Annotated in this window: 17 protein-coding genes; 6 read left to right on the top strand and 11 right to left on the bottom strand. The window is 67.8% G+C overall.

The features are described 5' to 3' along the window. Positions 1–112 precede the first annotated feature (112 nt). Positions 113–496 carry a GtrA family protein gene (locus ACFQ0E_RS01775; RefSeq protein ID WP_386821988.1) on the bottom strand — a complete coding sequence of 128 codons (384 nt, stop codon included), beginning with the start codon at positions 494–496 and terminating at the stop codon, positions 113–115. Further along, on the bottom strand, positions 493–2547 hold the full coding sequence (locus ACFQ0E_RS01770) for a hypothetical protein (protein WP_386821987.1): 2055 nt from the start codon (positions 2545–2547) through the stop codon (positions 493–495). Before ACFQ0E_RS01770 ends, ACFQ0E_RS01775 begins: the two co-directional genes overlap by 4 nt. 104 nt (positions 2548–2651) lie before the next feature. Here ACFQ0E_RS01770 and glmU point away from each other — a divergent pair, with 104 nt between their 5' ends. The 5 genes from glmU (at position 2652) to ACFQ0E_RS01745 (ending at position 6485) form a co-directional block, all read left to right on the top strand. Beyond that, positions 2652–4025 (top strand): bifunctional UDP-N-acetylglucosamine diphosphorylase/glucosamine-1-phosphate N-acetyltransferase GlmU, encoded by a 1374-nt coding sequence (glmU, locus tag ACFQ0E_RS01765; RefSeq protein ID WP_386821986.1) that lies wholly within the window; start codon positions 2652–2654, stop codon positions 4023–4025. A 35-nt stretch (positions 4026–4060) separates the two neighbouring features. Beyond that, positions 4061–4339, top strand: a complete 279-nt coding sequence (locus tag ACFQ0E_RS01760; RefSeq protein ID WP_386821985.1) for a hypothetical protein — start codon at positions 4061–4063, stop codon at positions 4337–4339. 278 nt (positions 4340–4617) lie between these two features. Beyond that, positions 4618–5085, top strand: a complete 468-nt coding sequence (locus ACFQ0E_RS01755) for a hypothetical protein (RefSeq protein ID WP_386821984.1) — start codon at positions 4618–4620, stop codon at positions 5083–5085. A gap of 75 nt (positions 5086–5160) precedes the next feature. Further along, complete coding sequence (locus ACFQ0E_RS01750; RefSeq protein ID WP_386821983.1) at positions 5161–5661, top strand: hypothetical protein; 501 nt, start codon at positions 5161–5163, stop codon at positions 5659–5661. A 407-nt stretch (positions 5662–6068) separates the two neighbouring features. Further along, positions 6069–6485, top strand: coding sequence for a hypothetical protein (locus tag ACFQ0E_RS01745; protein ID WP_386821982.1), 417 nt, complete (start codon positions 6069–6071; stop codon positions 6483–6485). A 24-nt stretch (positions 6486–6509) separates the two neighbouring features. Here the strand turns inward: ACFQ0E_RS01745 and ACFQ0E_RS01740 are convergent, their stop codons facing one another. The 9 genes from ACFQ0E_RS01740 to ACFQ0E_RS01700 form a co-directional block, all read right to left on the bottom strand. Continuing rightward, entirely contained in the window at positions 6510–7226 is a 717-nt protein-coding gene (locus tag ACFQ0E_RS01740; RefSeq protein WP_386821981.1) for a VanW family protein, read from the bottom strand. 10 nt (positions 7227–7236) lie between these two features. Further along, complete coding sequence (locus ACFQ0E_RS01735; RefSeq protein ID WP_386821980.1) at positions 7237–7932, bottom strand: class I SAM-dependent methyltransferase; 696 nt, start codon at positions 7930–7932, stop codon at positions 7237–7239. 60 nt (positions 7933–7992) lie between these two features. Beyond that, on the bottom strand, positions 7993–9306 hold the full coding sequence (locus ACFQ0E_RS01730) for a sensor histidine kinase (RefSeq protein ID WP_386821979.1): 1314 nt from the start codon (positions 9304–9306) through the stop codon (positions 7993–7995). A 14-nt stretch (positions 9307–9320) separates the two neighbouring features. Beyond that, complete coding sequence (locus ACFQ0E_RS01725) at positions 9321–10670, bottom strand: sigma-54-dependent transcriptional regulator (RefSeq protein ID WP_386821978.1); 1350 nt, start codon at positions 10668–10670, stop codon at positions 9321–9323. Between the two features lie 54 nt (positions 10671–10724). Then, entirely contained in the window at positions 10725–11942 is a 1218-nt protein-coding gene (locus tag ACFQ0E_RS01720) for an ABC transporter permease (protein WP_386821977.1), read from the bottom strand. 78 nt (positions 11943–12020) lie between these two features. Next, positions 12021–13346, bottom strand: coding sequence for an ABC transporter permease (locus tag ACFQ0E_RS01715; protein ID WP_386821976.1), 1326 nt, complete (start codon positions 13344–13346; stop codon positions 12021–12023). Between the two features lie 10 nt (positions 13347–13356). After that, positions 13357–14076, bottom strand: a complete 720-nt coding sequence (locus tag ACFQ0E_RS01710) for an ABC transporter ATP-binding protein (protein WP_386821975.1) — start codon at positions 14074–14076, stop codon at positions 13357–13359. 114 nt (positions 14077–14190) lie between these two features. Beyond that, positions 14191–14463, bottom strand: a complete 273-nt coding sequence (locus ACFQ0E_RS01705; RefSeq protein WP_386821974.1) for a hypothetical protein — start codon at positions 14461–14463, stop codon at positions 14191–14193. A 2-nt stretch (positions 14464–14465) separates the two neighbouring features. Further along, a complete protein-coding gene (locus tag ACFQ0E_RS01700; protein WP_386821973.1) occupies positions 14466–15740 on the bottom strand; it encodes an efflux RND transporter periplasmic adaptor subunit in 1275 nt (424 codons plus the stop codon). Between the two features lie 453 nt (positions 15741–16193). On the opposite strand from ACFQ0E_RS01700, the gene glmS reads away from it, so the two are divergent. Beyond that, positions 16194–18053, top strand: a complete 1860-nt coding sequence (gene glmS, locus ACFQ0E_RS01695) for a glutamine--fructose-6-phosphate transaminase (isomerizing) (RefSeq protein ID WP_386821972.1) — start codon at positions 16194–16196, stop codon at positions 18051–18053. The last annotated feature ends 284 nt before the right edge of the window (positions 18054–18337 follow it).

The raw sequence follows: 18337 nt of genomic DNA, 5'->3' as shown, positions 1-18337 counted from the left end.
CGCCGGCGGAAGCCGGCGTTTTTCGTTGAACAAGTGCATGACGCAATAGGGAGCGGCTCGCCGCACCGGCTTTGGGATCGTGGCAACAAAAAGTGGTGCGGCCAGCCGCGCCCTATGCCTTGTACACCCAGTGCCGCGAGAGCAGGAAGCCGATCACGCCGAGGCTCAGTTCCACCATGGGCTTCGCGATCCACGCCCACTGCAGGCCGAACACGTCGTCGATGTGGCCGAGGGCGAGCGTGCTGGCGGCGGTGGTGCAGAGCCACATGGTGACGAAGCGACGCAGCTGCGTCCGGCCGATGCGGGTGTCGTTGCCGGCGAAGGTAATGCGTCCGTTGAGCCAGAACCCCAGGCTGGCACCGCTGATCCGGCCGCAGATGTTCGCAGCTTCCACCGGCAGGCCGAGGTGGCTGAGCAGCACCATCACGCCCCAGTCGACCAGCCACTGCACGCCGCCGATCATCAGGTAGTGGCCACCCTGTCGCGGCAGGCTCATGGCGTGTCCTCGGTTGCGGGCGGCAGCCGCCACAGTTCGATCTCGTGCAGCGTGTCGATGCGTCGCGCACCGGCGCGGCGCAGGCCCGCATCGAGCGCGTGCGAGGCGGTTGCACGATTCACCAGTGCCCAGCCGATGCGTCCGCGGGCGAGCAATGCGGCCCATGCCGTGCCGCTGGCATCGCCCTCGGCCGACTTCGCATCGGCAGCGAGCGACGGGTCGTGCAAGGACGTCGTACGGCCGCGCCCGGCGAGTTCGGCGACGACATTGCGCGCCGGATCGGTGGCGAGCACGGCGCGCGTGTCGTTCGAGGGAATGCGTCGGATCAGCACGCGCTCGGGAATGTACTCGGCGACGACCGCATCATGTTCGGCGAAGCTGCGGATCGTGCGCTTTACCGCTGCGGAATGGTGCAGCCAGCTCGCGTTCGCCTGATAGGCGAGGTTGAGCGCACACAGCCCGGCGAACAGCCAGACGAACAGGCGGCGACCGAGCATCGCTTCCGCGCCGAAGCACAGCAGCGCGAGCAACAGCAGCATGCCCGGCCAGGCGTAGCGCGCGTACTGCATCGGCACCAGCGGCAGCAGCACGCAGGCGGTCACGGCGAGAAACAGGCCGGAATGCGCGCCGCCGGGCACCGGACGCAGCAGGCGCAGCAGCCACAGGCCGGCGAGCGCGATCAACGCGAAGCCGAGGCCGCCTGGCCAGCCTTCGACGTAGCGGGCGGTGTCGAAGGTGATCCGCCAGAGGATGTCGGGGCCGAAGCCGGCATGCCAGCGCGGATCGTGGAACTGTTCGCGCGGGAAGAACGGCGATTCGAACACGTGGTTGAACATCGGCAGCACCGGGTTGCCGGTCGCGAGCCACGCATGCACGTGGCTCGACGTCGCCAGTGCGGCGCTCAGCACGGCCGCCAGTGGCAGCCAGCGCCAAGGCAGCCAGGTGCGATGCCGCCACAGCGCGAACGCCAGCAGCGGCAGCGCGGCGAGCGCATGCACCAGCTTCAGCGCGAACAGGCCGGCGAACAGGATGGCGCCCGCGAACAGCCCGCGCGGCACGCGCGCATCGGCATCCGGGCCGAGGACCAGCGCGACCAGCGCGAGCAGCACGGCGGTCGACGCCAGTTCGGTCTGCATCCCGGCCGCCATCCACACCAACGGCGGAAAGGTCGCGAACAGGGCGACGGCGATCCAGCGTTCCAGCGACGTGGCGCGGAGGGCCGTCGCCATCGGCCCGCCGATCAGGGTCGCGATGAGCATGAGCCACAGCGCATTGAGCGCGCCGTGCGCGTCCTGCCGCGCCAGCACGAAGGCGATGCCGTGCAGCGCGTCGCCGGCCCAGGGCGCGTAGGACCAGACCTGGTATTCGGCATCGGGCGCGTAGCGGCCGTGCAGCATCAGCTGCATCGGCAGGTTGAGGTGATAGCCGAGATCGTCCGACTGCAGCGTCGGAATCCAGCACGCGACCGAGGCCGCGCCGAGCAGCATCGTCGTCCAGGCAGCGGCGCGCGGTGCGTCGGCGACGGTGCCGCGCCAGCGCGATGCGGCATCGCGCGCGGCGGTGGCCAGCGTGCGGTGGCGCAGCGCGATCGGCACGAGCAGCAGCACCATCCACACGACGGGATGGTGGATCGGCCAGGTCAGCGTCCAGCCCGTGAGCATGCCGATGAGGATCAGTCCGAGTGTGGTGGCGAGCGCGGGGCGCCCCGGTGATGTCGTCGACAGCAGCGCGTCGCCCACCGTCCAGGCAGCGGTGCCGAGCAGTGCCACGGCGAGGACCGGCAGCGGCCCGCAGTACGCCACCAGCGCGAGCAGCCACACGACAGCGAAGGCCGTGGCCGCAGACCAGCGCAAGGCGCGACGCAGCGGCCAGGCGATCAGCCAGGCGATGGCCATGAGGACCAGCGACAGCAGCAGGCGTTCGGCAGGCAGGTCGCGCCACACCGCGTGCCCGATCAGGCCGGCCACGGTCGCCAGCACGCCGGCGAGGGCCAGCAGGGGGCCTGGGCGACGGAAGGGCGAGGGCGGGTGGGTGTCGGCAGCGACGTCCATGCGGACCAGGGTGGCGGGGGCGGACGCATCGTAGCAGCCGGGCGGGGCGGCATCGGTCGCGGGCAGCGCCGGTAGAATGGCCGGATCACCGATCAGGAGTTCCCATGGCCGCGCCCCTCCACGTCGTCGTCCTCGCCGCAGGCGAGGGCAAGCGCATGAAGTCCGCCTTGCCCAAGGTGCTGCAGAAGGTCGCCGGCGTGCCGATGCTCGGTCACGTCATCAACACCGCGCGCGAACTGGCACCGGCCGGCATCCACGTGGTCTACGGCCATGGCGGCGACCAGGTCCGCGCTGCGTTCGCCGACCAGCCCGACCTGCACTGGGCCGAGCAGACCGAGCGCAAGGGCACCGGCCACGCCGTGCAGCAGGCGATGGACGGCGTGCCGGACGACGCGCGCGTGATCGTGCTCTACGGCGACGCGCCGCTGAACCGTGCCGCGACCCTGCGCAGCATGCTCGCGATCGATGCGCCGCTGGTAGGCCTGACCACCGAAATGCAGAACCCCTTCGGCTATGGCCGCGTGGTGCGCGATGCGCAGGGCCATGTCGCGGCGATCGTCGAGGAAAAGGATGCCGACGAGGAACAGCGCCGCATCCACCTGGTCTACACCGGCGTGATCGTTGCCCAGGCCGTCGCGCTCAAGCGCTGGCTGGCCGGACTGAAGAACGACAACGCGCAGGGCGAGTACTACCTGACCGACGTGTTCGCTGCCGCCGCGCACGAGTTCACCCCGGCCGAGATCGTCATCGCGGAGGATCCGCAGGAAACCGAAGGCGCCAACGACCCGTGGCAGCTCGCCCAGCTCGAACGCGCCTTCCAGCTGCGCGCCGTGCGCAAGCTCTGCGTCGACGGCGCACGCTTCGCCGACGTGCATCGCGTCGATGTGCGCGGCGAAGTGATCGTCGGCCGCGATGTCGAGATCGACGCGAACGTCGTGTTCGAAGGACGCGTCGTGCTCGGCGACAACGTGCGCATCGGCCCGTTCTGCCGGCTGAAGGATGTCGAACTCGCCGCCGGCACCGAGGTGCGCGCGCACTGCGACCTGGAAGGCGCGAAGACCGAAGGCGCGGCGCACATCGGCCCGTTCGCGCGCCTGCGCCCCGGCACGGTGCTCGCCGACGGCGTGCACATCGGCAATTTCGTCGAGACCAAGAACGCCACGCTCGGCATCGGCAGCAAGGCCAACCACCTGACCTATCTCGGCGACGCCGTGATCGGCGCAGGCGTGAACGTGGGCGCCGGCACCATCACCTGCAACTACGACGGCGCGAACAAATCGACGACGACGATCGGCGATGGCGCCTTCATCGGCTCCAACAGCGCACTCGTCGCCCCGGTCACCATCGGCGAAGGCGCCACCATCGCCGCCGGCTCCGTGATCAACAAGGACGCCGCCCCGGGCAAGCTCACCGTCGCCCGCGCGAAGCAGATCACCGTCGATGGCTGGAAGCGGCCGGTGAAGAAGCCGAAGGGGTGAGTGTTCCAATCGACACCTAGGGGGGCGGATACTTCATGGCGGGCAAATTCCTGAAACGCGGCGCGATCATCGACGTCATCAAGAGTCAGGAGCGCACCAATGCGCTTCAGAAACGCGCTGGTCTTTCCGATCGTGCAGTCCGTTTCACTACGTGTGGCTGTCCAGACCCCGATTGCGGTGGCTGGCACACGATTCTGGAAGACCGCATTCTTCCGACGGATGCGGAATCCGCAGCCATTCTCAAGGTGGATAACGGCGCGCGCAAACCGTCGAAGCCGCATCGGCGAACGAAGGCGCCAAGGACGGCGCTGTAGCGTTGTAGGGTGGGCTTTCAGCCCGCCGCTTTATCGTTGATGCAGCGTGGATGATTGGTTTTGATATCAAAGTCTGCTCGCCGTGATAAGGCATATCGGGGTGCAGGTGCAGCCTATGTGGCAGCGCATCTCGCTTGTGATGCTGGTGCGCGTCCGGCTCCTCTTGTATTAAGTGCGTTTTCCTGGATTGACCGTCCGGAAGGCGTGTGGCAGCCTCGGTGTCGTGCCCCGATTTGGGGCCTAATCGTAGTTAGGCTTTGCAGGGAGACTTTCCTTACATGAAGCAAGAAAACAGACTTGTCGCCGAGTTGTATCGCTTCATCGCCCCTTTCATCGACACCACAAAAGACCTCTTTGTAAGCCTAGACGGGCAGGCCGCAAGCACTGCTACAAAGGCCGGCCGCTTCGCGGACGCAGCCCTCCCTGACCTATGGTTCACGCTCCTTGGTGCGGATAATTGCACTCTGATTGAGGCGAAGATCATTGAGAACAATGGTAAGGCTCTACTGATGCAGAGCCAACTGTCGGCCTGGCGAAGTACCGGTTCTGGGGCGTACAAACCCAAGTACTGGGTGGCCGCAAACCGTTCTTTTGATCGGTTCTACTTTTGGAGGCATGAGCACTTCCTTCCTGTTCTCGACAAATCAAAAGCGAAGACGAATACGCTGACGCTCTACCCTCCGCTAGAGCGGGTCGAGTTCGCTTCTGTCCCGGAGTTGGCCTTGCATGTCTTGCGCGAGGCCTAACCCTTCCATCGAGCGGATGCCCAACCGGCTGTGTCGGTCGGTCCCTCTCATCATGTCAAACGTTAGTTTTTTGAGTTGACCTCCATGCGTGCACGACGAAAGCCACGAGCAATTAACTTCGACACCGCTACCCATGAAGAACTGGATAACTACGGGATGGGCTTGCTCGCGCTTGACGACGCGCCAGAGTTGTCAAAGGTGCTGCGCGGGCATCTCTTGATCGAGCGAACCATAGAGACGTCGATTGCACGAAAGCTAGAGAAGCCAAAAAAGTTCTTTGACAATCATCGCGTCACCTTTGAGATGAAAGTTGATTTGGCAGATGCACTCGGCGTTCTGCCCGCGCCATATGTTAGCGCTGCTAAAGCGTTGAACCATATTCGAAACGCCTACGCTCATCGCGAAGACCACAAGCTCTCGATTGAAGAGCTGAACGCACTGAAGATCAAGTGGGTTCCCATCCAGGAACAGGCATACGCCGTCGCGTCGGCAAAGGGGCCGGAAGAAGCGGCGGGTCTCGCCGTGATATTCCTAAACTGGTCTTTCCTAAGGCTTCTGCATCCTTCCGGGTCATGAGCGCGCAGAGGCCTAACAATTCACCTATGGACTCTCCACGCAAGCACCACTCTTCGGCTGTTTGAACATCACTGATCATCGGCAAAACGGAACGGTTGCATTCGCCTATCCGGCTTTTCGATATGCGCGCAGCGCCCGGGTCATCATGAAAGTCGCGAAGCGGAAAGACCGGCGGAAAGACCGGGGTGCGCACCTTTCCTCAAGCCAGCACAGAGATCCAATTATTCCCAATCTTCTCCGCCGATTTGGGCTGTGAAGGTGGGTTAGAGAAAATCATCGCCCACGCGTCATCCTCCCGGCCGAGCGATCCTTCTCCTCGCGATGTCTTATCCCAAGTTCAACGCAAGCCGGACGCCCTTCAGTCACTTTTTCCATCTGTTCGGGGCTTAACTTAGGTGTTATGCGCCATGCCCAAGCTATCCGCAATCTGCTACAGGCTTTTTGAAGGCGAGGAGTCCTCCGCAGACTCGGCGGCAAGGGGCGAGATCCATGAATTTGGCGGGGAGCTTGCGCTGACCTTCGATGATGGCCAGAGGCTCTTTGTTTCGTGGGTAAGTGCGCCAGTCCAGTATGCAATCGGCATCAAGGGCGCATCGCACTTCGTGCCAGATGCACGACTCACTGACTTCGATGTCTCTGATTCAGCCATCTGGGCTGGCCTGGTCGGACAAGATGTTTCACTCCAGTACGTCGGACCTGACAATCAGGTTCTAGAGGTGTCATCGGCAACCGACAGTCTCTTTCTCTGCTCCTTTGAAAGAGGAGGCTGGTGGGCAGATGCGGTCACCGTTTGCAAACAGGCGCCGGCAATTTATGGCGTCTGATATTCAAGCCTCATATGCCTGCAGTCACGCACCCGCAGCCCTCTGATAGCTCTGCTGAAGAATCACCTCGCCATCGACTACCGTCGTGACGAGGGTATGCGACGCATGCGACTCCGCAACGAACGCAACGGAGCGCCTGACGACCGGCCGTGACGCGCAGAGCGCCAGCGTCACCTGTCCCGTATCGACCTCGCAGGCGAATCCGATCGGCTGGTCCAGCGTGTTGCGGAAACGCAGGTCGCGATGGCCGTAGACCACGGTGGCGTCGGCGCCGAGCGGGGCAAAGCGGGTGGTGTCGGTGTAGATGTCGAGGCTGTGCGGATGGCGTTCGAGGATCTCCAGGCTGCATTCGAGCGCGGCGACGTAGAGCAGGCCGCTGAGCTGGCACAGACCGCCGCCGATGCTGGCGGCGACTTCGCCGCCGACGAGGGTCCGACCGGCGCGGAAGCCGCGCGAGACGATCGGTGGCCCGACGACGCGCGCGAACGAGAACACCTCGCCCGGTGCGATGCGCGTGCGCTGCAGCGTATCGGCAGCGAGCCGCAGGTTGTGGCGCTTGGCCTCGGCGGTCGGTGTCTCGTGGATGACCTGTGTCCAGTCGTGGCACGGCGGCAGTCCGTGCGGTCCGTCGGGACGCGCGAAGCGGAGGTCGGTGCGCAGCAGGTCGCGCGCGTGCATGCGCGCCTGCAGCAGGCGTGCGCGTGGCGCGTCGGGCAATGCGCGGAACAGTCGACGCAGCATCGTCGGGCCCTCAGCTTCGCCGCAGCGCGATCAGCTGGTACGAGGCCAGCGGTCGCAGCAGCCGGCAGAGCAGGCGATCGAGGCCCGCGCTCAGTGGTCGCAGGCGCGTCGGCAGGCGATGCAGCGGCAGCATCAGCAATCCGTCCGCGCGATCGAGCGTGAAGCCCGCCGCCATCCTGAGAATGTCGGTGACATCGTGCGCCGAGTGCCCGTGCCACTGCGCGATGTCCGAGCGATGCGGGCGCAGGCGGCGACGCAGGCGCCCGGGTACGTCGATCAGCAGCAGCCCGCCGGGCTTCAGGCAGCGCGCGGCTTCGGCGAACAGCGCGCGCAGTTGTTCATCGCGCAGGTGCATCGCCAGATGAAAGCAGAAGGCTGCGCCGAGCGTGCCGTCGGCGATCGGCCAGGCGGTGGCGTCGGCGCGCGCGAACGCATGCGCGGGATGCGCGGCGCGGGCGACGCGGAGCATGCCGGCGGCGAGATCGATGCCGAGGTCCGCGCGATCGCTGAAGCGACCGTCGCCGCAGGCCAGGTCGAGCACCGGGCCGTCCGGGCGTCGTTGCAGGCAGGCCTCCAGCCAGCGACGTTCGGCGGCGTCGATGAAGCGGCCGTAGCTGTTGCCGAAGCGGTCTTCGCGATAACCCGACGCGATGCGGTCGTAGTAATCGACGGGCGCGCGGTCCGTGGTGATCCGATCTGCAGGCATGTGTGGCGTGCGCCCTCCCCGGCGTCGTCCGCCGCAGGATAGCGTGCAGTGTGTTGCGCGTCAGCGCGCCGGCAGGCTGAGGCTGACCAGCAGGCCGCCGCCTTCGCGGTTCTGCAGGGCGATGCGTCCGCCATGGGCTTCGATGATGTCGCGGCACAGCGCGAGGCCGAGGCCGGTGCCGTGGCGCTTGGTCGAATAGAACGGCAGCAGCGCCTGGGCGAGCACCGCATCGCTCATGCCGCTGCCGCGATCGAGGATGTCGATGCGCCACTGTTCGGGCAGGCGGCGCAGCTGCAGCTGCACGTCGCCCGGCGGCGAGCCGGATTCGTGCGCGTTCTTGACCAGGTTGAGCAGGGTCTGCTCGAACTGCGGGATGTCCACGTGCACCACGTCGTCGGCATGCGTCCCGTCCCAGGCGAATTCCACCTGGCTGCGCAACTGGGCGAGGAAGCGACCCCAGGCGAGGGGTTCCAGGCGCGGTGCCGGCAGCTTGGCGAAGCGGGCGTAGTCGCGGATGAAGCCTTCGAGGTGGCGTGCGCGCTCTTCGATGGTGGCGAGCGCGGTGGGCAGTCTTTCGAGCTGGCCGCGCTTGAGGAATTCCGCGCTGGAGTGCGCCAGCGAGGCGATCGGCGCGAGCGAGTTGTTGAGCTCGTGGCTGATGACCCGGATCACCTTCTTCCAGGTCTGCACTTCCTGTCGGCGCAGTTCGGCGGTGAGCTGGCGCAGCAGCACCAGTTCGTGGCGGCGGCCGTTGAGGCGGAAGCCGCGGCGCGAGAGATGGAAGATGTCCTCGCTGTCCTCGTCGCCGACCGCGAAGATGCCGTCGCCGCCGCGATCGATGGCGTCGCGCAGCGGCTGCGGTGCTTCGGAGAGGATCTCCGCGAAGGCGCGACCTTCGAGCCGCCGGCCGTCGCCGAGCAGCTTGCGCGCGGCGAGGTTGCCCAGCACGATGCGCCCGGATTCGTCGACCAGCACCATCGACACCGGCGTGTTCTGCACCATCGTGTCGAGCAGCAGTTCACGCTGCACCAGCGACACTCGCTGTTCTCGCAAAGCGTCGCCGAGCGCATTGTGCGCATCGACCAGTTCGACCAGTTCGCTGTACTTGTCCCAGGTGATGCCGAAGCCGAAGTCGCCGTCGCGATAGCTGGCCACGGTGCCGGCGAGGGCGCGGAACAGCGCGCGCATCGGCGCGACCGTGCGCCACAGTTTCCAGCCGAACAGCGCGGATACCAGCAGCGCGGGCAGCAGGGCGGCGGCCCACTCCGGCAGCCAGCGCATCAGCAGCACGGCCGACAGCGAGGCCAGCACGATGCACAGCGTGCCGAGGACGATCAGGCGCAGGGTGAGCGGCAGCAGGCGAAGGATGTGCATCGTCCCGGGCCCGGTCAGTCGCGTGCGATGCCGAGGCGGTCGATGCGGCGATACAGGGCCTGTCGCGACATGCCCAGTTCGTTCGCGGCCTGCGCGAGCACGCCGCCGGCACGCGCGATGGCGGCCTCGATCGTCGTGCGGTCCGGTTCGTGAGCGTCGCCATTGCCGGCAGCGACCGGTGCGGCGATGACCGGCGCGGGCAGGCCCAGGTCGGCGGCGGTAATGCGCGGCCCGCGTGCGAGCAGGGCCGCGCGCTGCAGGGTGTTGCGCAGTTCGCGGACGTTGCCGGGCCAGCGATGCGCGAGCAGCGCGCGCTCGGCAGAGGCCTCCAGCGACTTGTCGGCCGGCAGGAAGTGCCGTGCGAGCGGAAGGATGTCGTCCGGACGCTCGGCGAGCGGCGGCAGGCGCACTTCGATGGCGTTGAGCCGGTAGTAGAGATCTTCGCGGAACTGGCCGTTGGCGATCATCGTCGGCAGGTCGGCATTGGTCGCGCTGACCACGCGCACCTTCACCTCGCGCTCGCGGTTGCCGCCGAGGCGCTGGAAGCGCCCGGTTTCGAGCACGCGCAGCAGCTTGATCTGCCCGGCCAGCGGCAGCGTGCCGATTTCGTCGAGGAACAGCGTGCCGCCGTCGGCGGCCTCGAACTTGCCTTCGCGCGCGCGGTTCGCGCCGGTGTACGCGCCCTGCTCGGCGCCGAACAGTTCGGCTTCGATCAGGTCGGCCGGCAGCGCACCGCAGTTCAGCGCGATGAACGGCCCGGCGGCGACCGGCGAATTGGCGTGCACGATCTCGGCCATGCGCTCCTTGCCGGCGCCGTTGGGGCCGGTGATGAGCACCGGCAAGTCCGAGCGCGCGACCTGGCAGGCCAGGGTCAGTGCGGCGGCGGTCATCGGGTCGGCGTGGACGAAGCCGCGCAGGTCGAATTCGCCGAGCGCCGCGCGGCGCCGCCGTTCGCCGGCATCGCGGCGCGCGAGCTGCTGGCGCGTCTGCGACAGCTCCAGCAGGTTGTTGACTGTGGCCATCAGCTTGCGGTCGTCCCACGGCTTGGCGAGGTAATCCGCCGCGCCGGCCTTCACCAGGTCGACCGCAGCTTCGAGATGCGTCCAGGCGGTGAGCAGGATCACCGGCAGGTCCGGGTGCCGCGCGCGGATCTCCCGGAACAGCGCTTCGCCTTCCTCGCCCGAGGTGGTGTCGGCCTCGAAGTTCATGTCCTGCACGACGAGGTCGATGCCCGCTTCCTCCAGTGCTGCCAGTCCGCTCTGCGGGCCATCGGCGGTGCGGGTGTCGATGTCGTGCAGCGCGAATAGCGTTTCGAGCGCGGTCGCGACGGCCGGGTTGTCGTCGATGACGAGGATGGTGGGCATGGTGTCAGGTTAACCCAGTCCGTGGAGCCGTCGATGCGGCGAAGGTCATGCGCGTCACACGCTGCGCGTGGCGATCGCCGGGGGCACCGCCGCCGCGCGCCGCGCCGGGCCGAACACCGCGATCTGGCCGAGCAGCCACAGCACCAGCGCGCCGACCGGGAGATAGAGCGCCGGCAGTCGAGGCAGTTCGTAGTGCGTCATCAGCAGCTGGTTCAGGCCGAAGGCGCCGAGCATGCCCAGGACGATGCCGAAGCTGGTCAGCAGGAAGTTCTCGGTCTGGAAGTAGCGCAGGATCTGCGCCCGGGTCGCGCCCAGCGCGCGGCGCACGCCGATCTGTTTGGTGCGCTGCTGCACCCAGAAGCTGGCCAGGCCGACGATGCCCAGCGCGGTCACCACCAGCAGCGCGGCGCAGACCGACACCAGCAGCCACGCCATCGCCTTGTCCTGCCGGTACCAGCGCTCGATGAGGTCGGTGAACGGCGCCTGGTCGAGGATGATGCGGCTGTTGCTGGTCTTCTCCAGCGTCGCCACCGCTGCCTTCAGCACTTCTTCACGGCGCTCGGGCGAGGTGCGCAGGGCGAAACGGCCGAATACCGGGCGCACCGGCAGCAGCGTCGAGAAATGCGACTCGGCCGGGCCGCCGTTGTCGTTCGGGCGGATCACCGGCGCCATCACGCCGATCACGCGGATCGGGTTGGGGCCCCAGAAGTCGTACAGCAGCTTGCCCACCGCGCTCTCGCCAGGGAACAGGCGGTCGGCGAGCGGCTTGCTCAGGATCGCCACCGGCGGCTGGTTGGTGTTGAACTGCTGCAGCACTTCCCAGTCGATGAACTCGTCGGCGTTGAAGTCGCGGCCCTCGATGATCCTGATGCCGAGCGTCTCGACCATCTGCTCGTCGCCCAGGTACACCGCCGTGCTGGCGCTCGGCCGCTGCTGGTCGGGCTTGAGGTTGATCGACGAGTTCCACGACGAGTAGTCGAACGGCACGTGGTTGAGCGAGGTCGCGGCCTTCACGCCGGGGATGGCGCGCAGCGCCGCCGCGTCGACCTTCGCCTGCGCGCCGGCATTGTCGTCCTTGCCGATGCCGGCGACGTTGATGCGCACGATCTCGTCGTTGGCGATGCCGGTCTCGCGGTTCATGCGGTCGAGGCGGCCGGTGATGAGGAACAGCGCGTTGCAGATGATCGCGCAGCTCAGCGCGATCTCCAGCACGATCAGCGCGGCCGCGGTCTTGTGCCGGCGCAGCGTGGAAAGGATGGGGCGGATGTCCATGGTGGGCTCCGGGAGTGCGGGAAAAAGGGAAGGGGCGACGACGGGGGAGGGGAAGGCGTCGCCCCTGTCCGCGAACGGTTACTGGGACTTGAGCTGCATCGCGGGCGTCACCTGGCAGGCGCGCCACGCGGGCAGCAGGCCGGCGGCGAGGCTCGCGACCAGCGTCAGCGCGAGCGTGGCGAGCACCATCGTCGCGTCGATGCGCACGAACTCGGCGTAGTCGGTCGGTTGCTGGCGCACGGCCCACAGGCCGAGCTGGGCGAGCCCCAGGCCGAGTACGCCGCCCGCGACGCCGATGACGCCGGCTTCGACGAGGTACTGCGCGAAGATCGTCCGGCGCGTGGCGCCCAGCGCGCGGCGCACGCCGATCTCCGGGGAGCGACGCAGGAACTTCGCGAGCAGCAGCCCGACGGTGTTGAGCAGGCAGACGAACAGGAAGCCGAAGGCCAGCCATGCCTGCAGGCGCACATCGCCCGGCACCGCGCCGTTTTCGTCCAGCCAGCCCATGACATCGTCCAGGTCGACGTTCGGTTCGCGCTCGAAGCGGCCGGCCGCGCGCTGCTGGTTCGAATAGTTCACCAGGTACTCGCGATAGGCCTTCACCTTCTCCGGCGTGGACAGTTCCACCCAGTACTGCAGCCAGGTGCAGGGCACGTTGAGGCCGTAGTTGCCCTCGTCGTTCCGCGGCGCCTCGTCATCCGGCTGGGCCCAGCAGCTCATGTTGCCGCTCGGCTGCATGTTCGCCGCGCGCGAGCTCCAGAACGGCACGAACACCTGTTCGTCGGTGCCGTAGCGGGACTGGCTGAGGTCGTAGAAGCGCGGATTCGGTTCCCACTTGCCGATCACGCCGATCACGGTGAAGTCGCCCTGTTCGATGCGGATGGATTTGCCGACTGCATTGGCGCCCTCGCCGAACAGGCGCTCGGACAGCGCGCCCGAGATCACCACCAGCTTCGCGCGCGCCTCGTCCTCGGCCGCGGTCCAGCTGCGTCCCGCGGCCATCGGCACGTCGAACATCGGGAAGAAGTCGGCGGTGGTGTAGCGCGCGCTGGCCATGAACGGATCGATCCCGGCCTTCGCCGGCACGACCGCGACGTTGCCCGCGGACATGAAGGCCTGGCGGTCGCCGCGTTTCTCGCGCAGCAGCTGCTCGGCGTCGAAGCGCGACATCTGCCATTCCGGGTCGTCGCCCGGCTGGAAGCCCTGGCGGCTGCGCGGATCGATGCGCGGATAGAAGAGCTTCTCGCTCTTCTGCGGGATCGGATCGCCCGACAGCACGTGGAACACGGTCAGCGTGGTAGTGCTGGCGCCGATGCCCAGCGCGATCGCCACCACCATCAGCGCGGTGAGCACCTTGTTGCGCCGGAAGCTGCGCAACGCCAGCGAGAGGTAATAGCCGAACATGGCGGTCTCCTCAGAGGGTCGCGGTCTGCGTGGTCGCGGCGCCACGCACCAGACCGGCCTCGCGCTGCAGGTCGGTGGCCATGCCGTCGACGATGTGCACGTTGCGCTGCGCGCGCGCGGCCAGTTCGGGGTCGTGGGTGACCATCACGATCGTCGTGCCCTGGCCGTTGATCTCCTCCAGCAGCTCCATGACGCTGCGCGCCATCTGCGAATCGAGGTTGCCGGTCGGTTCGTCGGCGAGCAGCAGGCGCGGGCTGCCGGCGAGCGCGCGCGCGATGGCGGCGCGCTGCTGCTGGCCGCCGGACAGTTCGGACGGATAGTGCTTCATCCGCGAGCCCAGGCCGACCCGGGACAGCGCGTCCTCGATGCGCTGGCGACGCTCGGCCGCGGGCATGCCGCGATAGCGCAGCGGCGCATCGACGTTGTCGAACAGGTTGAGGTCGGGAATCAGGTTGAAGCTCTGGAAGATGAAGCCGATCTTGCGGTTGCGCAGCTTCGAGCGCGCGTCGTCGCCGAGCTTGCTGACGTCTTCGCCGTCGAGCAGGTAGGTGCCGCCGGTGAACTCCTCCAGCAGGCCCGCGATGTTGAGGAAGGTGGTCTTGCCCGAGCCGGAGGGGCCGGTGACCGCGACGAATTCGCCTTCGCGCACGTGCAGGTCGAGCGATCGCAGCGCGTGCGTTTCGACCAGTTCCGTGCGGTAGACCTTGTTGACGCCTTGCATGTGCAGCATGGGGAACTCCGGGAGGCGGGCAGGGGAGAGAGGGAAGGAAAGGGAGCGGCGGACCGGGTGTCGCTGCGCTGCGCGCCGGGGAGAGAGAGGGCCCGGCGCGGGCGCTGCGACGCCTCAGCCGCCGATCCGGAAACGGGCGGCCAGCGGCGGCGTGGCGAGGAAGCGCAGCGTGCGCCGCGGGCGGTGCAGTCGCGCGTCGTTGGCCGACGGCGCGAAGGCTTCGCAGTGCAGCGGCAGGCGCACGGCTTCGACCAGGTCGTCCGCCGACCAGACCATGCGTGGCGAGAAGGGACTGGACGGGAACGGATCGGATGCGGTGTCGCGCGCGCTGTCGCATGCGATGTCGGGCGTTCCGGGCCGGCAGGGCTGGGGGATCTGGGCGTGCATGGTCATTCTCCGGAGATGCGGATGCGTTCGGCGTCGCCGAACTGGTCGCTGCCGGAGACCACGATGCGGTCTCCGGACTTGGCGCCGTCGACGATCTCGACCGCGGCGAGGCTGCTGACGCCGGTGCGCACGGCGCGCTTCACGGCGATGGCACCGTCCATGACGTAGGCGCTGTTGCCGCCGCCCTGGTCGACGAAGGGGCCGCGTTCGACCATCAGCACGTTGCGGCGCGTGTCGAGCACGATGCGCGCGCTGAGCCGCTGGTTCTGGCGCAGCGCGGGCGGCTGCTTGCCGGTGAAGCGCAGGCGCGCGGCGACCTCGCCGTTCACCACTTCCGGCGACACCGCCGAGATGGCCGCCGCGAACGTGCCGGTGTTGCCGCTGACTTCGGCCGGGATGCCGATGCCCAGGTCGCGGGCGAAGCTTTCCGGCACCTTGATCTCGACCTCGAACACCGACAGGTCGACCACGCTCAGCACAGGCGCGTTGGCCGCGACGTTGGCGCGCTGCGCGATCATCAGCTGGCCGACCTGGCCATCGAACGGCGCGCGCAGGGTCAGCGCATCGACCTGGCGCTGCAGTTCGGCGACGACCGAACGCTGGCGCTCGGCCTGCAGGCGCTTGTTGCGGGTGTCCAGGCCCGCACCCCGGCCCTGCAGCGCATGTTCCTGGCGCGCGGCGGCCAGGCCGAGGTCGGCCTTCTTCAGGGCGTCCTGCGCGCGGGCCACGTCGATCTGCGCGACCGCGCCGCCTTCGAAGGCGCGCTGGTTGCGTTCCAGGTCGCGCTGCGCGGCGAGGCGGTCGATCGTGGCCTGGTCCAGCGTCTTGCGGGCGTTGGCGCGGGTCAGCTCGGCGTCCAGTTCGGCGCGGTCGGCCTCGGCTTCCAGGCTGGCCAGCGTCGATTCCTCCTGGGCCAGCCGGCTGCGCAGCTCCGGGCTGTCGATGGTCGCCAGCGCCTGGCCGCGCTTCACCGCATCGCCGGCCACCACCGACAGCGTGACCGTGCCTGCGGCGATGGTGTACAGCGTCGGGCTGTTGGCCGAGATCACCCGGCCCTCGGCCGACAGGTCGCGGACCAGGTCGCCGCGCGTGACTTCGGCGATGCGCACGCGCTCGGCGCTGATCGACTGGCCGCCGGCGCGCCATGCGGCCACCACGCCGATGCCGGCAGCGGCGATCGCCACGGCGGCGCCGATGGCGATCAGGCGACGGCGCGGCATGCGTCCGGCGCTGGCGGCGAGGGGGCGGTCCTGTGCGGAGGTGTCGCGGATGCTCATGGGGGTCGTGGTGCTGAATGCCTGCCCAGTGCTCAGCAAACCGCGTGCCAATCGCAACATGTTGAAATGAAAGAATATTGTCGCCGTCCGCAAGTGTCCGCGCGGCGTCCGGACGCGTCCGCGCGGACGGTCCGGCGCGGTTTCGCCGCTAGAGCGTGTGATGCCCCTTTTCGTATGCCGCGAAGGTCGTCCGGGAGCGTGAGCCAAGGCGCGCACCTTGCCAAGGCTGGCCGCCTTGGCAAGGTGCGCAACGCCGGATCGCGCTCCCGGACGACCTTCCCTTCGGGTTGCGCCCCTGTGGTGCCGATCCTGCGGCCCGTGGCTGGCCTTGGCCACCAGCCAAGGACGGCGCCACGGAACCTTGTCTCGGCGCCACAGGCTGCGCAACGCGGCATACGAAAAGGGGCATCACACGCTCTAGACTACGCACACCAGAATCGAGGACGGCAGGACATGTGCGGCATCGTTGGCGCGATCGCGGATCGCGATGTGGTTCCAGTGCTCATCGAGGGTCTCAAGCGCCTCGAATATCGTGGTTACGACTCCGCCGGCATTGCCATCGTCGGCCCGGGCGCTGCCGACCAGGGTGCCGAAGCGTCCGCCGATGTCCGCCGCGTGCGCCGGACCGGTCGCGTCGCCGAGATGGAGAGCGCCGCCGCCAGCGAAGCCTTCAGTGCAGGCCTGGGCATCGGCCACACCCGCTGGGCCACCCACGGCGGCGTGACCGAACACAACGCGCATCCGCACATCAGCCACGGCGTGGCGCTCGTGCACAACGGCATCATCGAGAACCACGAAGCGCAGCGCGAACGCCTGCGCGCGCTCGGCTACAGCTTCGAGTCGCAGACCGACACCGAAGTCATCGCGCATCTCATCCATCACTACCTCACCCAGGGCGACGACCTGCTGCAGGCGCTGCAGCGCGCGGTGAAGGAACTGGAAGGCGCCTATGCGCTGGCCGTGGTCAGCCGCCAGGAACCGGACCGCATGGTCTGCGCGCGCATGGGCTGTCCGCTGCTGGTCGGCCTGGGCGAGGGCGAGAACTTCATCGCCTCCGACGTGTCGGCGATCATCCAGGCCACGCGCCGGGTGATCTTCCTCGAAGAAGGCGACACTGCCGAAGTGACCCGCGAAGGCGTGCGTGTGTTCGCCGCCGACGATGTTGAAGTCAAGCGCGACGTGCACGTCTCCGACGTGTCGCTGGCGTCGCTGGAGCTGGGCCCGTACCGCCACTTCATGCAGAAGGAAATCCACGAGCAGCCGCGCGCGATCGCCGACACCATCGAGGCGATCATGGACTGCGGCGGCTTCTCGCCCGAGCTGTTCGGCGCGGATGCCGCGCACGTGCTGCGCAACATCGACGGCCTGCAGATCCTCGCCTGCGGCACCAGCTACTACGCCGGCCTCACCGCGCGCTACTGGTTTGAGGCCATGACCGGCCTGCCGTGCACGGTCGAGATCGCCAGCGAATACCGCTATCGCAAGGTCGTCGCCAATCCCAATCAGCTGATCGTCACCATCTCGCAGTCCGGCGAAACGCTCGACACGATGGAGGCGCTGAAGTACGCCAAGTCGCTGGGCCACGACAAGACGCTGTCGATCTGCAACGTGCCCGAGAGCGCGATCCCGCGCGCCAGCCGTCTCGTGTTCTATACCCGCGCCGGCGCCGAGATCGGCGTCGCCTCGACCAAGGCCTTCACCACGCAGCTGGTCGCGTTGTTCGCGCTCACCGCCACCGTGGCGAAGGCGCAGGGCAAGCTGTCGCCGGAGCAGGAAGCCGAACTGCTGGACGCGCTGCGCCACCTGCCGGGCAGCGTGCAGCACGCGCTGAACCTCGAACCGCAGGTCGCGGTGTGGTCGGAACGTTTCGCCCCGAAGCAGCACGCGCTGTTCCTCGGTCGCGGCATCCACTACCCGATCGCACTGGAAGGCGCGCTCAAGCTCAAGGAAATCTCGTACATCCACGCCGAGGCGTATCCGGCCGGTGAACTGAAGCACGGCCCGCTGGCGCTGGTCGATGCGGAGATGCCGGTGGTGGTGATCGCGCCGAACGACAGCCTGCTGGAGAAGGTGAAGTCCAACATCCAGGAAGTGCGCGCGCGCGGCGGCGAGATGTACGTGTTCACCGACGCCGACAGCCATTTCAGCGAATCCGAGGGCGTGCACGTGATCCGCACCCCGCGCCACGTCGGCATCCTGTCGCCGATCGTCCATGCGATTCCGGTGCAGCTGCTCGCCTACCACGCCGCCCTCGCGCGCGGTACGGATGTCGACAAGCCGCGCAACCTGGCGAAGTCGGTGACGGTGGAGTGATGCGTTCCCGGGCCGCGCCAGTGGCCCGGGTTCCTGACGGCATGGCATGCCGCACCGGCGGATGAACCGGATTTGCCCGGCCGCGCAGGTCGTAACGGCTCCATAACTGACAGCCCCGGGGCCCGGGCGTAACTTGAGCCCATGCAAGGAGGTACGTCGGGCCAGCTCCACACCCACCCGACAGGCGCATCCCGCGCCGCCTCGCAACCCCTAGGGGTCAACGGCAGGCATCGGCGTTCCAGGGCGCCATGCCTGCCGTCGATTTTTCCGGGGTTCGAATTTCG

Origin of the sequence: Lysobacter brunescens (assembly GCF_042677005.1) — a bacterium.
Lineage (GTDB): Bacteria > Pseudomonadota > Gammaproteobacteria > Xanthomonadales > Xanthomonadaceae > Lysobacter_I > Lysobacter_I brunescens.
This window is presented reverse-complemented; position numbering and strand designations above follow the sequence as displayed.

Bases quoted from the DNA above. Each gene is read 5' to 3' on its own strand.
- ACFQ0E_RS01775 (WP_386821988.1), bottom strand. From the start codon at position 496: ATGAGCCTGCCGCGACAGGGTGGCCACTACCTGATGATCGGCGGCGTG.
- ACFQ0E_RS01770 (WP_386821987.1), bottom strand. From the start codon at position 2,547: ATGGACGTCGCTGCCGACACCCACCCGCCCTCGCCCTTCCGTCGCCCA.
- glmU (WP_386821986.1), top strand. From the start codon at position 2,652: ATGGCCGCGCCCCTCCACGTCGTCGTCCTCGCCGCAGGCGAGGGCAAG.
- ACFQ0E_RS01760 (WP_386821985.1), top strand. From the start codon at position 4,061: ATGGCGGGCAAATTCCTGAAACGCGGCGCGATCATCGACGTCATCAAG.
- ACFQ0E_RS01755 (WP_386821984.1), top strand. From the start codon at position 4,618: ATGAAGCAAGAAAACAGACTTGTCGCCGAGTTGTATCGCTTCATCGCC.
- ACFQ0E_RS01745 (WP_386821982.1), top strand. From the start codon at position 6,069: ATGCCCAAGCTATCCGCAATCTGCTACAGGCTTTTTGAAGGCGAGGAG.
- ACFQ0E_RS01740 (WP_386821981.1), bottom strand. From the start codon at position 7,226: ATGCTGCGTCGACTGTTCCGCGCATTGCCCGACGCGCCACGCGCACGC.
- ACFQ0E_RS01735 (WP_386821980.1), bottom strand. From the start codon at position 7,932: ATGCCTGCAGATCGGATCACCACGGACCGCGCGCCCGTCGATTACTAC.
- ACFQ0E_RS01730 (WP_386821979.1), bottom strand. From the start codon at position 9,306: ATGCACATCCTTCGCCTGCTGCCGCTCACCCTGCGCCTGATCGTCCTC.
- ACFQ0E_RS01725 (WP_386821978.1), bottom strand. From the start codon at position 10,670: ATGCCCACCATCCTCGTCATCGACGACAACCCGGCCGTCGCGACCGCG.
- ACFQ0E_RS01720 (WP_386821977.1), bottom strand. From the start codon at position 11,942: ATGGACATCCGCCCCATCCTTTCCACGCTGCGCCGGCACAAGACCGCG.
- ACFQ0E_RS01715 (WP_386821976.1), bottom strand. From the start codon at position 13,346: ATGTTCGGCTATTACCTCTCGCTGGCGTTGCGCAGCTTCCGGCGCAAC.
- ACFQ0E_RS01710 (WP_386821975.1), bottom strand. From the start codon at position 14,076: ATGCTGCACATGCAAGGCGTCAACAAGGTCTACCGCACGGAACTGGTC.
- ACFQ0E_RS01705 (WP_386821974.1), bottom strand. From the start codon at position 14,463: ATGCACGCCCAGATCCCCCAGCCCTGCCGGCCCGGAACGCCCGACATC.
- ACFQ0E_RS01700 (WP_386821973.1), bottom strand. From the start codon at position 15,740: ATGAGCATCCGCGACACCTCCGCACAGGACCGCCCCCTCGCCGCCAGC.
- glmS (WP_386821972.1), top strand. From the start codon at position 16,194: ATGTGCGGCATCGTTGGCGCGATCGCGGATCGCGATGTGGTTCCAGTG.